The sequence below is a fragment of the Streptomyces sp. NPDC000983 genome, assembly GCF_040299205.1.
Taxonomy (GTDB): Bacteria; Actinomycetota; Actinomycetes; order Streptomycetales; family Streptomycetaceae; genus Streptomyces.
Map to the genome: position 1 here is coordinate 62,974 of NZ_JBEPBM010000004.1, position 13,907 is coordinate 76,880.

A 13,907-nucleotide genomic window follows, 5' to 3' on the forward strand; every position below is an offset into this window, starting at 1 on the left:
GCGGTCGATGGGGCGGCAGCCTTACGGCAGCCGGTAGTCGGGGCCCAGCGCCGCGCCCTCCCCGGGGTGGGTCTCGTCGTAGCCGCGGGCGTTGCACTGGAGTCCGCCGACCACACAGTGCTCGACCAGGGCCGCCAGGGTCGGCTCGTGCCACGCGTTGAAGAAGTCGTAGTGGAACGAGTGACCGGTCCCGCTGGCCAGCCTCACCCGCGACATGTCACCGTCCACCGGGAAGGCCATCTTGAACTCGACCATCGGCACGGCTACCGGGTGACTGGCCGGACAGACGTTGTTGTTCGTGCCGGGCTTCACCACCGGGTACGCCATGTGGCTCTTGTGATCGGGCGTGTCCAGGTAGCGGCCGTCCCAGCAACTCGGCGACTGCATACGGATGTTGAGCTGAGTGTTGGCAGGGCAGTTCGAGGGGAAGTCGGGGTTGCGGTAACTGTCCCCGCACTCCCAGCCCTCCACCCAGCCGGGGTGGCCGCGGAACTCCGCGGCGCTCTGCGTCGGGCTGCCGACCACGAACCTCAGCCCTTTGGGGAAGGGCCGCACACTGGTGTAGTCGGTGACCCCCGCCTTGTAGTAGATGACCTGCGGCCCCGTCGGCAGCACCTTCCGGTCGCCGTTGAACAGCGACGGCATCCAGTACGCCGACGAGTCGCCCGGCGCCTTGCAGGTGGTGCGTCCACCGTAGAGGGAGCCGGTGGTGCTGTGGGCGTTGGTCGTGGTGTTGCCCATGAAGGTGTGGTCGTGCGAACTGCCGGGCTGCGACGGGTAGACGATCGGGTCGTCCGGCGCGGTGTGCGTGACGTCGCAGTTGGCCTGGAACTCGTGGAAGTAGCGGGGCGCGGGCTCCCTGTCGGACGGGGTGACGCCGGTGACCGGCGGGTTCGCGGGGATGTAGCCGTCGCCGTCCGGGTCGTCCCCGGACGGCAGCGCGGACACCGCCATGGTGTGGCCCTCGTGCCCGGAGGCGGCGGTGTCGGTGGCGGCCTTCGCGGTGTCGGGGCCGGAGGCCATCGCGGTCGAGCCCACCCCGAGCAGGGCGGCCAGCAGGGCGACGGCGATCAGCAGGACGGGTACGGGTTTGGCACGTGCGTTCATGAAGTCTCCCGGGAAGGTGGGGTGTCGGGCCGTCAGCGGTAGATGCCGAACTCGTGCAGGGAGTAGCCCCAGCCGGTGCCGCGCTGGGTCAGATGCAGCCGCACATGGCGGGCCGTCGTCGCGGCGAACTCGATGCCGTCCACGTCACCGTCGCCGCTCGTGGTGGCGTGCACCGTGCGCCAGTCGGTGCCGTTCTCCGACACCTGCACCTCGTAGGCCTTGCCGTACGCGGGGTCCCACACCAGCTGGAGCCTGCCGACCGTGGTGGGGGCACCGAGATCGACCGCGATCCACTGCGGGTCGCTCCAGTCGCTGGCCCACCGGGTGCCGGTGTCACCGTCGACGGCCTTGGCGGGCGTGCACGGGCAGTCGCCGTACTGCGCCTGGTGCGAGGAGGCCGTGACCGGCCGGTTCAGCGCCAGGTTGGTGCCCGCGACGGGCGGCGGGACCACCTTGACCGACCTGGTCTCGATCCCGGCGTTGCCGCGTCCGTCCTCCGACTGGAGGTAGACCTTCCACACGCCCAGCTTCTGCGGCGCGGTGACGGCGAAGGTGCCGTTGCCGGTGGACCGCCACTTGGCCTCGACGAGACGCTTGTCGCCGCTCGCGTAGTTGCCGCTGAGGAAGATCCGGTGGGTGAGCGGGTCGCCGTCCGGGTCGCGGACGTCGGCGCGGACGGTGAACTCCCCGCCCGCGGGCGCCGATCCGGCCGGGGTGACCGACATACCGGTGATGACGGGCGGGGTGTTGTCGCCGGCCGTCGAACCGGCGTAGGCCGCCTTCACGGCGTAGTAGGACAGTCGCTTCAGACCGTCGGGGAGCAGGTTGAACCAGACGCCGCCGAAGTCGTGCTCGGTGCCGTAGTGGAAGAGGGTGGCGCCGAGCGCGACGCCCTGGTGTCCGGTGACGCAGTTCCACGCCTTGGTGTAGCCGTCGCGCTTCTGCACGTCGGTGGGCTCGTCCGGAACCCCGTTGGCGTCGTCCGGCACCTCCCACTCGCCGGCCGGACCGCCCTCGGTGATGATGTACGGCTTGGTGTAGCCGCCCTCCTCCCAGTCCTGGCGCACACCGCAGATGTCGCCGTAGGCGTTGACCGCGTACAGGTCCAGGTCCGGGGCGTTGCGCTTGTAGTACGGCCAGGCGCCGGTCCAGGCGTCGGTGGAGGTGACCGGGTGGTCGGGGTCGATCGCGTGGATCCGCTTGGCGGCGTCGTTGACGAAGGTCGTGTACGCGTTGCGCTGGCGCTCCAGTTCGTCACCGCTGTAGCAGTTCTGCAGGCCGAGCACCGACTCGTTGCCGACGTTCCACAGCAGCGTCGCCGGGTGACTCCGGTACGCCTCGACCCACTTGGCGATCTCGCCGAGCATGGTGCTCTTGTAGGCGTCGTCCGTCACGTAGTTGACGCAGCCGCCGCTGCCGGGGCCGCCGCCCGGTTGCAGCCAGAAGCCGTTGATCACGCGGATGCCGTTGGCGGCGGCCTCGTCGAGGAGCGGCTTGGTGGAGCCGTCGGTGCCCCAGGTGCGGATGGTGTTGACGCCCATGGACCTGACGTCCGGGAGGTGGCGCGCGGCGTCCGCGACGGCCGGCCCCCAGGTGAGGCCCTTGACCGTGTACGGGCGGCCGCCCACGGTCAGCTGCCAGGCGCCCTGCGCGCCGGTCACCTTCACCGCTCCGCCGGCGGGCGGCGGGTCCTCGCCCGCGGCGCCGTAGACCTGGAACTCCCACAGCGAGTAGCCGTAGGAGCCGGGCCGTGCCGTGCCGTGCATCCGCACGTAGCGGCCGGAACCGGAGACCGCCAGTTCGTCGGTGCCGCCGTTGCCGTCGGTCACCGAGGTCAGGGTCCGCCAGTCGGTGCCGTTGTCGGACGCCTGGATCTCGTACGCCTTGCCGTAGGCGGCCTCCCAGGTGAGGACCACGCGGCTGAGGTTCTTGCGGTCGCCGAGGTCGACCTGGATCCACTGCGGATCACGCCATTCGCTGGCCCACCGGGTCCCGGTGAGATTCCCGTCGACGGCGGCGGAGGCGGGGAAACCCGCGCCCTCGGCGGAGGAGGCGGTGGCGGGTCGGCCCTGGGAGAGCAGGGCGTCGGCGGCTCGCGCGGACGGTGCGGCCAGGACGGTCAACGACGAGGCCAGCAGGGCCAGCAGGGTGAGGAGAAGGGTCCCGGCGCGGGTGGGCGCGACGAGGTGGATGTGGGGTCTGAACACGTTCTCTCCTGAACGAAGGAGGGGGATCGGCGTCCCGTGTCGATGGGAGAGCGCTCTCCCGGAGCCTGACGCGGAGACATGGGCCTGTCAATCCATTGGGACTCAACTCCTTGTGTGGCGAGTGTTTTCGCTGGGCCGATGGGCGGCGGCTTCCGCGGGCCGGGGCCCGTTGACAGGAGCGGCGTCCTTCCGCACCATCGGGAGAGCGCTCTCCCGGACGGTGAGGGCGGCCACAGGGGGTGGAATGACCGAGGAAGAACTCGCGCGGCTGGCGGAGAAACTGGATCTGCGGCAGCGGATCCGGCTGCTCACCGGGGCCACGACCTGGCGTACGCACGCCGAACCGGTCGTCGGACTGGCCGAGATGACGACGTCCGACGGGCCCGCCGGGATCCGGGGCGAGGCGTGGGACGAGCGGGACACGTCCCTGCTGCTGCCCTCGGCCTCCGCGCTGGGCGCCCTGTGGGACGACGGACTGGTCGAACGGCTCGGCGGACTGCTGGCGGCGGAGGCGCACCGCAAGGGCGTGGACGTCGTCCTCGCGCCGAACCTCAACCTCCACCGGTCCCCGCTGGGCGGCCGCCACTTCGAGTGCTTCGCCGAGGACCCGCTGCTCACCGGCCGTACGGGCGCCGCCCTGATCCGCGGCATCCAGCGGCACGGGATCGCCGCCACGGCCAAGCACTACGTGGCCAACGACTCCGAGACGGACCGGCTCACCGCCGATGTCCGGGTCGGCGAGCGGGCCCTGCGCGAGGTGTACCTGGCTCCCTTCGAGGCGGCGGTGGCGGCCGGCGTGCGGGTGGTGATGACCGGCTACAACGGGGTCAACGGCACCACGATGACGGAGAGTCCGCTGCTGGCCGAGCCGTTGAAGGGCGAGTGGGGGTTCGACGGCGTCGTGGTCTCCGACTGGGGGGCGGTCCGCACCACCGCACCGAGCGCGCGCGCCGCCCTCGACCTGGCCATGCCCGGCCCCGGCGGCCCGTGGGCGGAGGCCCTGCTGCGGGCGGTGGAGAGCGGGGCGGTACCTGTCGACGCGGTCGACGACAAGGTGCGGCGACTGCTGCGGCTCGCTGAGTGGGTGGGGGCGCTCGGTGAAGGGCGGGGGGACAACTCCGTTGCCGGGGAGGGGACTTCGGTCGGGCGGGAAGGCTCGGTCCGGCCGACGACGGTGTACGCCGGGCGCGACGACTTCGGCGGGTGCGGTGACTCCGTCGGGGCGTCGGAGGCTTCGACCCGTCGTGACGACTCGGTCGGGCCGGCGGGACTGTCCGCCGGGCGCGATGAAGTGGTCGGGTCGCCGGCGCTGTCCGTCGAACGCGGTGACTGGGTCCGGTTGCCGGCGCCCTCCGCCGAACGCGACGACTCCGTGCGGCCGTCGGCCCCTTTCGGCGAACACGATGCAGCCGCCCAGCCGTCGGTCCTGGCCGCCGGTCGGCACGATGCGGTCGGGTGGTCGGCGCCCTGCGCCGAGCGAGAAGCCGTCGGCCGGTCGTCGGGGCTCTCCGGCGAGCGCGAATCCGCCGCCCAGTCGTCGGCGCTCTCCGCCGAGTACGAAGCCGCCGTCCGGTCGTCGGCGCCTTCTGCCGAGCGCAAATCCTCAGTCGAGTCGTCCGTCTCGTCCGCCGAGCGGGGGCTGTTGCGACAGGTCGTCGCCGCCGGCTCGGTTCTGCTGCACAACCGTGGCGTACTCCCGCTGGACCGGGAGGAGTTGGGCACCGTCGCCGTGATCGGCGCCCATGCCGCGCACCCGCGCACTCAGGGCGGCGGCAGCGCGGGGGTGTTCCCGGGCCGTGTGGTCACCTTCCTGGACGGCATCCGCCGTGAACTGGACGGCCGGGCCACGGTCGTCCACGTACCGGGGCCGGCCCTGGACGCACCGCCGCCGCCCCTCGACGCGTCCCGCTGCCGCGACCCGCGCGACGGAGCCCCCGGAGTCCTGCTGCGCGTGCTCGACGCGGATGGCCGCGAACTGCACGCCGAACACCGCCTGTCCGGGCGTCTGTTGGAGCCGCCTCAGCCGCCCGGTGCGCACACCGTCGAGATCAGCGCCCTGCTGCCCTCCGGGAGCGGCGGACCGTGGTGCTTCGGCGTCGGCGGCTTCGGCCGTATGACACTCACCGTGGACGGCCGCGATCTGATCGACGACGAGTTCCCACCGCTCACCGGCGACCCGGCCGTCCTCCACGTGAACCCGCCGGGCCAGTACGCCCGTACGGAGGTTCCGGGCGGGAAGGACCTGCACGTCGTGGCCCGCCGGGAACTGGCCCCCGGCACGGGCCGGGCCACGGTCCTCAGCGCCGCCCCGCCCGAGCCCGCCCCGGACGCCGCCGTCGCCGAGGCCGTCGTGGCCGCCCGCCGGGCGGACGCCGTGGTGCTGGTGGTGGGCGCCACCGAGAACAGCGAGTCCGAGGGCCACGACCGCACCACGCTGGCCCTGCCCGGGCACCAGGACGACCTGGTCCGCGCCGTCTGCGCGGCCAACCCGCGCACGGTGGTCGTCCTCAACACCGGCAGCCCGGTGGAACTGCCCTGGCGGGCCGAGGCCGGGGCGCTCCTGCTGACCTGGTTCCCGGGGCAGGAGGGCGGCGCGGGAGTCGCCGACGTGCTGTTCGGGCACGTCGAACCGGGCGGGCGGCTGCCCACCACCTGGGGCGCCGCCCTCGGCGACGTACCGGTGAGCCGGACCCGCCCGGAGCACGGCGTGCTCGACTACACCGAGGGCCTGCACATCGGCTACCGGGCCTGGCTGCGGGCCGGCCGCGAACCCGCGTACTGGTTCGGACACGGACTGGGCTACACGACCTGGGCGTACGAGGGCCTGACGGTCCTGGCCGAGGCCCCCGCCGCCGGGCGCGAGGGCGGCAGCGGTTCGGGGACGGCCGACGCCGTCCGTACCGTCCGCGTCCGGCTCCGCAACACGGGCCGGCGCAGGGGCCGCGAGGTGGTCCAGGTGTACCTGGCCCGGCCCGTGTCACGGGTGGATCGGCCGCTGCGCTGGCTCGCCGGGTACGCGTCCGTCGAGGCGGATCCGGGGGAGGAGGTGACGGTGGCGGTGCGGGTGCCGCGGCGGGCGTTCCAGCACTGGTGCGAGGAGGACGGCGGCTGGCGCACCGAACCGGGCGAGTGGCTGGTGCTGGCGGGCCGGTCGGCGGGCGAACTTCCGCTGCGGGCCCTCGTCGACGACCACCACCTTGACCTCGGGGTTTCCCGGTACGACGCCTGACAGCGAGGGTGCATGCCCGCCGCAGCGCCGGGTAGGCCCCTCCGGGACGAGGACGTCACGGGAGCGTCCGTGGAGCGAGGAGTGCCGGAAGTGATTCGAAAGCTGCAGGCGGTCGCGCTGGACTGTGCCGATCCGGTGGCGCTCGCCGAGTTCTACGCGGAACTGCTCGGCGGCCGGGTGGTCAGGGACTCGGCGGACTCCGACTGGATCGAGGTGCACGGGTTCGAGGGGACACCCCTGGCCTGTCAGCGGGTGGACGGCTACCGGCCGCCCGAGTGGCCGGGCCAGGACCGCCCGCAACAGCTCCACCTGGACTTCGACGTCGACGACCTCGACGCCGAGGAGCAGCGGGCGCTCGCCCTCGGCGCGACCCTGCTGGAGCCGACGGACCGGATCCGCCCCGACGCCAACTGGCGGGTATACGCCGACCCGGCCGGCCACCCCTTCTGCCTCTGCCTGCACTGAACGGACGGCCATCCGCCCCACGGGGTCACGAAGGGTCGGTGGCAGCCGGACCGATCCAGCGGCGGTAGGCGGCGGCATCCACGTTGCCGCCGCACACGACGGTGACGACATGGCGCCCGGCGAAGCGGTCGCGGTCCTCCAGGACCGCCGCGACGCCGAGCGCCGCCGAGGGCTCGACGACGAGGCCGGCGTGGTCGAGGAGCAGTCGCATCCCGGCGACGATCGACTCCTCCCGGACCAGTACGGCGTCGTCGGCCACCACGAGCAGGTCGTCCAGGACGGCCGGGATGGGAAACCGGCCGGCGACGCCGTCGGCGATGGTGTCCGCCGAGTCCGTGGTCACGACCCGCCGCTCGCGCCACGAGAGGGTCAGCGCCGGTGCGCCCGACGGCTGGACGCAGATCACCTCGATCCCGGGGGCGAGGTCCTTGAGGACATGACCCACGCCGGTGGCCAGGGCGCCGCCTCCGAGGGCGAGCAGTACGGTGTCGAACCGCGGCGTGGCGGCGGTCAGTTCCAGCCCGATGGTCGCCGCGCCCTCGCAGGTCTCGATGTCCAGGCTGTCCTCCAGCAGCCGGATGCCGTCGCGGCGCGCCCTGTCCGCCGCGCGCTCGCGGGCCGACTCGTGGTCCCCGTCCACGAGTTCAAGGGCGGCGCCCAGGGCGCGGATCCGGTCGAGCTTGGCCGGGGTGGCGAAGCGGGACGCCACCACGGTGACGTCGAGGCCCCGGTTCCGGCCGGACCAGGCGAGGGCCTGGCCGAGGTTGCCCGCGCTGGCGCACACCACGGCACGGTCGCCGCCGTCGGCGAGCCGGGTCGCGGCGATCTCGGTCCCGCGCGCCTTGAAGCTGCGGACCGGGTTCGCCGTTTCCAGTTTCACGCTCACCGCGCAGCCGAGTTCCGGCTCCAGCGCCTCGCAGCGGTACAGAGGGGTGTCGAGGAAGACGGGGTCGATCAGCCGCCGTGCCGCCCGTATCCGATCGGTGTCCAGCCGCGTACCCCGCATGGCACGGCAGCGTAGCGTCACGCGGGGAGGTGGGAGCCGGGTGTCACTGCCTCGGGACGGGTTTCCAGTCCTCGGCGAGGAGGCCGAGGACGACCTCGTCGAGGAACTCGCCCATGACCCAGGCCGCGGAGCGCAGGACGCCTTCGCGGACGAAGCCGTTGCGTTCGGCGGAGCGCAGCATCGCGGTGTTGTCCGAGAGCGTCTCGATCTGGAGCCGGTGCAGGCCGCGTACGACGAAGCCGTAGTGGCACAACGCGGCGACCACGTCGGTGCCGTACCCCTTGCCGCGCTGCGCGGGCAGCAGGCCCAGGCCGATGTGCGCGTTGCGGTTGTGCGGGTCGACGCCCCACAGGGTCGCGCTGCCGATGAGGGTGCCGCCGTCCAGTTCCACCACGGAGAACGGGACGTTCGCCTCTTCGCTGTCGTCGACCTTGAGCCGGTCCCTCGACGTCGGTGCGATCGGCCGCCACGGCTTGGTCTCGGACCGGGAGGCGTTGACCACGTCGTTGAACAGCTCGTCCAGCAGGATGGGGATGTCGTCCTCGTGGCGGGCCCTGAGCCCGACCTTGTTGCCCTTCAGCATGCGGGATTCCTATCCGACGGCGCGCGCCCGCGGCAACCGAATAGTGGGCGGTCCCCGGCGTGAACAGGTCTGTTCCGCAGGCCGGTTCAGTCCTGGTCGCCCACCCGTCCGGCGGTGATCTGCCGGCCCCGGGTGGAATCGACGACCACCGGGATGCCGTCGGGGACCTGCCCCTGGAGATCGTCGAGGAGGTCCTCGACGGGCGGCAGGTCGCCCGGCCCGCGGACGTGGATGTACAGGGTCCTGGACTGGTTGGTGACGTTGGTGACGGACGCGCCGGGGCTGTCCGACAGCCACCGCTCGGCGGCGGACTTGGTGTGCGAGGTCCAGGTGGTGAGCAGGACGGCCGTGACGGTGTTGGCGGTGAGGGGGAGCAGTACGGCGGCGAAGAGCAGTCCGAGCATGAGGTACGCGCGGCGCGGTCCGGGGCCGGTGCGCCGCTCGCCGGAGCGTACGTGCCCGAGCGCGGCGAAGACGACCATCCCGGCGAAGACCAGGGCGAAGAGGTTGGAGAGGAAGAGCACCAGGGCGCCCAGCGCCAGCCACCAACTGGCCTGTCCGGCACAGACACCGGTGACGACCAGCGGCGGGACGAGGGAGATGGCGATGGCTACTCCGGGCAGGACCGCGGCGACGTCCCTGCGGGACAGCGCGACGGCACCGGCGAACCCCGTCGCCAGGGCTGCGATCAGGTCCAGCAGGCCGGGGGAGGTCCGTCCGGAGATCTGGCTGTTGGTCAGCAGCGGATAGTTCTGGGGCACGACGAGTGAGGCCGCCGCGCCGATCAGCATCACCAGCAGGCAGCCGAGGGCGACGAAGGCGAGGGCGGCGGAGCGGCGGCGCCGCACCGCGCCGAGGGCGATGCCCATGATCGGCGTCGACAGCGGGGCGATGATCATCGCACCGATGACGGTGGCCGTGGAGTCGGTGAGGATGCCGCCCGCCGCGATGACCGACGACAGCGTGAGCATGGTCCAGAAGGCGGACTGCTTGGCCTGTCTGTCGCCCGACGACAGGTCGAGATCCTCCCGCAGGTCTTCCAGTGAGCGCCGCTGATGGGCCGGGAGGACCTTTTCACGCAGGTGGCTGAGCATGCGCACAAGTATGAGGAACCGTGCATATCGGACCCCGCAGGGACACGGGCCGTCCGGCACTCACCTTCCGCACTCACCTGCCGCGACGCACGACCAGGCTCTCCACCGCGTACGACATCTCGTCCACCGAGTCGTCCGGGGCCGGGTGGTAGCGGCCCGCGCACACGGACAGGTTGACGATGAGATAGGCGTGCCAGCTCGAACCGACCCCGCGTCCGTCGGCGAAGACCTGCTTGCCGTTGAGGAGCCACACCACACTGCGTCTGCCGAAGGTCACGCTCAGACTGATCACCTCCCCGGGGCCGACGGCGCTGTCGCGGACGTATCTCCCGCTCCGGCGGACGTGGTTCGTCAGTTCCAGCAGGTCCGGGTTGTCCGGGTGGTACTCGAAGACGTCGACCTCGTTGCCGCCGTCCCGCCAGGTCCAGATCGCCGGCCAGGCGCCCGTCTCGACCGGCAGGCGCACCCTGGTCTCCAGCCGGTCGCCGGTGCGGACCATGAACCCCTCCGGGCTCTCCTCGGTGGTGAGCAGCCCGGCGTCCCACAGTCCGTCGGGCCGGCGGGTGGCGCGGAACGTGCCCTCCCGGCAGTAGGCGGGATCGTCGGTGAGATGGTCCAGTTTGTTGTCGCCCCGGTTGGTGGGGCCGCCGTCCGGATAGGCCCACGACCGCCCGGCCACCCACTGGTCCTCGGAGGAGAAATCTGCGACGAAGACGACTTCACTCACGCCCGGCTCCCTGGTCGCTCGCTACGCATGTGCTGACCGGGTGATCCCCGCCGTGGTCGGCGTCATGCGGGGCCCCGGCGCGCCGCGCCCTGTTTCATACGAACGGGTGACGCGGGCCGGCGCGGTCCGGTGGTGACAGGGGGCGCGCACCCCGGCGTGGCCCGCGCGAACCGGTCAGGATTCGAGAAGCGTGTGCCGTACGGCCGCCCTAGTCTCGTCGGCATGACTTCCATTGACTTCGTCGCCCTCGAGGTGGCGGACACCGCCGCCGCCGACCACTTCTACACGTCCGTGCTCGGGCTGGGCGACGAGGTGCGGGTGCGTGCCTCCGAGGCCGCCACCAGCGGATTCCGCGGGTTCACCCTCTCACTGGTGGTGTCCCAGCCGGCCAACGTCAACGCGCTCGTCGAGGCCGCCGCGGAGGGCGGTGCCACGGTGGTCAAGCCGCCCGCCAAGTCGCTGTGGGGCTACGGCGCCGTCGTGCAGGCCCCGGACGGGACCGTGTGGCAGGTCGCCTCGTCGTCGAAGAAGGACACCGGCCCGGCCGCCCTGGACGTCGACGAGATCGTGCTGCTGCTCGGCGTGGAGAACATGAAGGCCAGCAAGGAGTTCTACGTCGGACACGGCCTTGCGGTCGGCAAGAGCTTCGGCAGCAAGTACGTGGAGTTCGCCACCGGCCGGGGCGCGGTGAAGCTGGCCCTCTACAAGCGCCGGGGCCTGGCCAAGGTCGCGGGCGTCTCCCCCGAGGGCTCCGGTTCGCACCGCATCGTCATCGGCGCCGACGCCGGGGTGTTCGAGGACCCGGACGGGTTCGCCTGGACGACGGCCGCGTAGCGCCGGCATGGCACGGGCCGCCCGTACGAGGCGCGCGGGAGGTGCTACTTCACGGCACCCGCCGTCAGGCCCGACTTCCAGAACCACTGGAGCAGCACGAACGCCACCACCAGCGGCAGCAGCGCCAGCAGTGATCCGATCACCATCAGCGGATAGAAGTCCGGGTTGATCGGAGCGGCGGCGTTCCAGCTGTAGAGCCCCAGACTCAGCGGGTACAGGGACTCGTCGTTGAGCATCACCAGCGGCAGGAAGAAGTTGTTCCAGATCGCCGTGAGCTGGAACAGGAAGATCGTCACATAGCCGGGGCCGACCATCCGCAGCCCCACCGAGAAGAAGCTGCGCAGTTCCCCGGCCCCGTCGACGCGCGCCGCCTCCAGCACCTCGCCCGGCACGTACGAGGCCGCGAACAGCCGCCCCAGATACACCCCGAACGGGTTGAACAGCACGGGGACGAGGACCGACCACACCGTGTTGGCCATGCCCAGACCGGAGACCATCAGATACAGGGGCAGCGCCAGGACCGTCGCCGGCACCATCACCGACAGCAGGACCAGCGTGAACAGGTGCCGCCTGCCCGTGAACTCGAACTTCTCGAAGGCGTACCCGGCCGCCACGCTGATCAGGGCGCCGAGCGCCGCGCCGCCCACTGCGTACAGCAGGCTGTTGCCGTACCAGCGCAGGAAGATGCCGTCGCCCTCGTCGAGCAGGGCCCGGACGTTGTCCAGGAGCGCGAATTGCGACGGGTCGAGGAAGTCGGAGGCGAAGAGCGCCTGCGCGTCCACGGCCGACGCCATCAGCAGCCAGACCAGCGGCAGCAGCGCGTACAGGGCGCTCAGCGCGACCAGCAGGTTGGCGACGGACCGGCTCGACCAGCGGCCGGCGGCGGCCGGGGCCGTCGGGTCCGCGGTCCGGCGGCGCGGACGACGGCGGCGCGGGACCTGGAGCGTCGTCACGGGGTCACCTTCCTGGGGTTCTCGGCGGTCAGCCGGGTGACGGCGAAGGACAGCAGACAGCACACGGCCAGCAGCAGTACCGAAGCGGCCGCCGCGAGGCCGTAGTTGTTGCGGGTGAACGCCGCGTCGTAGATGTACATGTTCGGCGTGAACCGCGGCCCGACCAGCGGGCTCGCCTTGCTCAGCAGCATGGGCTCGGTGAACAGTTGCAGCGCTCCGATCGAGGAGAAGATCACCACCGTGGTCACGGTCGCGCGCAGCAGGGGCACCTTGATCCGCAGCGCGGTACGGACCGGCCCCGCCCCGTCCACGGCCGCCGCCTCGATCACATCGCCCGGTATCGCGCGCAGCGCGGCGAAGAAGATCACGGTCGTGTAGCCCAGACCGCTCCACAGCGCGATGTTCACCAGCGACGGCACCAGCATCCCCAGCGACAGGAAGTCGACGTCGACGGAGAGGTCCTCCAGCACGCCCAGTACCGGGGAGATGCCCGGCGTGTAGAGGTACAGCCAGATCACCGTGGCGATGATGCCGGGCACGGCGTGCGGCACGAACAGCAGGGTCTGGCTCAGTCGGCGGGCGCGGATCCAGCCGGAGTCGAACAGCAGCGCCAGCACCAGGGCTCCGGCGACGGCGGCCGGCACGAACACCAGCGTGTACAGCAGGGTGATGCCCACGCCGCGCACGAACGACGGATCGTCCAGGACGGCCGCGTAGTTGCGCAGCCCCGCGAAGGACGTGTGCGCGCCGTCGAAGCCGAGCCCCTCGTGCGTGGTGGAGAAGAAGCTCAGGTGGATCGCGTACAGCGTGGGCAGCACGAACACGGTCAGCAGCAGGACGACGAAGGGGCCGAGGAGCACCGCGACCGCCGTCCGCCGGGAGGCGTCGCCGGTCCGCCGGGGCGGCGCCGCGACCTCGTGGCCGGTGCGGGCGGAGCCGGCCGTTCGGGGCTGGGTGACGGCGCTCATACGGTCCTCATCGCGAGTCCCAGGCTGCGCATGTCGGGCAGGGTCTCCGCCTGTGCCGCGCGCAGCGCGTCCGTGATCGTGGTGCCGTACCTGAGCCGGGCGGGGACCGCCCGGATTGCGACTCGGAGGTGCTGGAGTTCGTCTTCGCCAGGCCGCCCGGCACCACGAACACCTCCGGCCTGCCACGCCGCACCACCCTCCAGAAGACGCTGCTGAACCACCTCGACCAGGGCGGCCACTGGCACATGGGCCGAGGCTGGACACCGCTCCCCTGAACCGCCGCCGCCCACGGACCGGGCGCCGCCCACCGGCCGGGCGCCGCCCACCGGCCGGGCGCCGCCCACCGGCCGGGCGCCGCCCGCCGGTTGGGTGTTCGTCCACCGGTCGGGTGCCGTCCACCGGTCGGGTGCCGCCCACCGGCCGGGTGCCGCCCACCGGCCGGGCGCCGCCCACCGGCCGGGCGCCGCCCGCCGGTTGGGTGTTGTCCGACGGCTGGGTGCCGTCTGCCAACGAAGCGCCGTTCACTGGCCGCGCGCTACCCGCGGGCCAGGTGTCGTCCACCGGCCGTGCGTTGTCCACCAGCCAGGCATCGTCCGCCGGTGAGGCGCCGTCTACCGGCTGGGCGCCGCCCACCGGTCAGGCGCCGCCCACGGACCTGCCGCCGCCCACGGACCTGCCGCCGCCCACCGGTCAGGCACCGCCCACCAGCAAGACATCACCCGCCAGCCCGCCGC

At 72.2% G+C, this 13,907-nt stretch carries 12 protein-coding genes; 4 read left to right on the top strand and 8 right to left on the bottom strand.

Annotation, left to right across the window (positions count from 1 at the left end; all coding sequences use genetic code 11):
• Positions 1-21: 21 nt before the first annotated feature.
• Both ABT296_RS05970 and ABT296_RS05975 read right to left on the bottom strand, forming a co-directional pair.
• Entirely contained in the window at positions 22-1,107 is a 1,086-nt protein-coding gene (locus ABT296_RS05970; RefSeq protein ID WP_351923690.1) for a DUF1996 domain-containing protein, read from the bottom strand.
• A gap of 32 nt (positions 1,108-1,139) precedes the next feature.
• Complete coding sequence (locus ABT296_RS05975) at positions 1,140-3,314, bottom strand: discoidin domain-containing protein (RefSeq protein ID WP_351923692.1); 2,175 nt, start codon at positions 3,312-3,314, stop codon at positions 1,140-1,142.
• A 244-nt stretch (positions 3,315-3,558) separates the two neighbouring features.
• On the opposite strand from ABT296_RS05975, the gene ABT296_RS05980 reads away from it, so the two are divergent.
• Both ABT296_RS05980 and ABT296_RS05985 read left to right on the top strand, forming a co-directional pair.
• The gene (locus ABT296_RS05980) at positions 3,559-6,543 is read left to right on the top strand and encodes a glycoside hydrolase family 3 C-terminal domain-containing protein (RefSeq protein WP_351923694.1); all 2,985 of its coding nucleotides are present in this window, start codon (positions 3,559-3,561) and stop codon (positions 6,541-6,543) included.
• Positions 6,544-6,633: 90 nt separating this feature from the next.
• Entirely contained in the window at positions 6,634-7,008 is a 375-nt protein-coding gene (locus ABT296_RS05985; protein WP_351923696.1) for a VOC family protein, read from the top strand.
• Between the two features lie 25 nt (positions 7,009-7,033).
• On the opposite strand, the gene ABT296_RS05990 is transcribed toward ABT296_RS05985, so the two are convergent.
• From ABT296_RS05990 to ABT296_RS06005, 4 genes are all read right to left on the bottom strand, one after another.
• Positions 7,034-8,014, bottom strand: coding sequence for a threonine ammonia-lyase (locus tag ABT296_RS05990; protein ID WP_351923698.1), 981 nt, complete (start codon positions 8,012-8,014; stop codon positions 7,034-7,036).
• Between the two features lie 43 nt (positions 8,015-8,057).
• On the bottom strand, positions 8,058-8,597 hold the full coding sequence (locus ABT296_RS05995) for a GNAT family N-acetyltransferase (RefSeq protein ID WP_351923699.1): 540 nt from the start codon (positions 8,595-8,597) through the stop codon (positions 8,058-8,060).
• Between the two features lie 86 nt (positions 8,598-8,683).
• Positions 8,684-9,691, bottom strand: a complete 1,008-nt coding sequence (locus tag ABT296_RS06000; RefSeq protein WP_351923700.1) for a DUF389 domain-containing protein — start codon at positions 9,689-9,691, stop codon at positions 8,684-8,686.
• A gap of 73 nt (positions 9,692-9,764) precedes the next feature.
• Positions 9,765-10,418, bottom strand: a complete 654-nt coding sequence (locus tag ABT296_RS06005; protein WP_351923701.1) for a beta-glucanase — start codon at positions 10,416-10,418, stop codon at positions 9,765-9,767.
• A gap of 222 nt (positions 10,419-10,640) precedes the next feature.
• Here ABT296_RS06005 and ABT296_RS06010 point away from each other — a divergent pair, with 222 nt between their 5' ends.
• Positions 10,641-11,252, top strand: coding sequence for a glyoxalase (locus tag ABT296_RS06010; protein ID WP_351923703.1), 612 nt, complete (start codon positions 10,641-10,643; stop codon positions 11,250-11,252).
• Between the two features lie 44 nt (positions 11,253-11,296).
• On the opposite strand, the gene ABT296_RS06015 is transcribed toward ABT296_RS06010, so the two are convergent.
• Together ABT296_RS06015 and ABT296_RS06020 are read right to left on the bottom strand one after the other, a co-directional pair.
• The gene (locus tag ABT296_RS06015; protein WP_502977186.1) at positions 11,297-12,205 is read right to left on the bottom strand and encodes a carbohydrate ABC transporter permease; all 909 of its coding nucleotides are present in this window, start codon (positions 12,203-12,205) and stop codon (positions 11,297-11,299) included.
• Complete coding sequence (locus ABT296_RS06020; RefSeq protein ID WP_351923705.1) at positions 12,202-13,173, bottom strand: carbohydrate ABC transporter permease; 972 nt, start codon at positions 13,171-13,173, stop codon at positions 12,202-12,204. The genes ABT296_RS06015 and ABT296_RS06020 overlap by 4 nt, the downstream gene beginning before the upstream one ends.
• Before the next feature lie 50 nt (positions 13,174-13,223).
• Here ABT296_RS06020 and ABT296_RS06025 point away from each other — a divergent pair, with 50 nt between their 5' ends.
• Positions 13,224-13,448, top strand: coding sequence for a hypothetical protein (locus ABT296_RS06025; RefSeq protein ID WP_351924097.1), 225 nt, complete (start codon positions 13,224-13,226; stop codon positions 13,446-13,448).
• Positions 13,449-13,907: the final 459 nt, after the last annotated feature.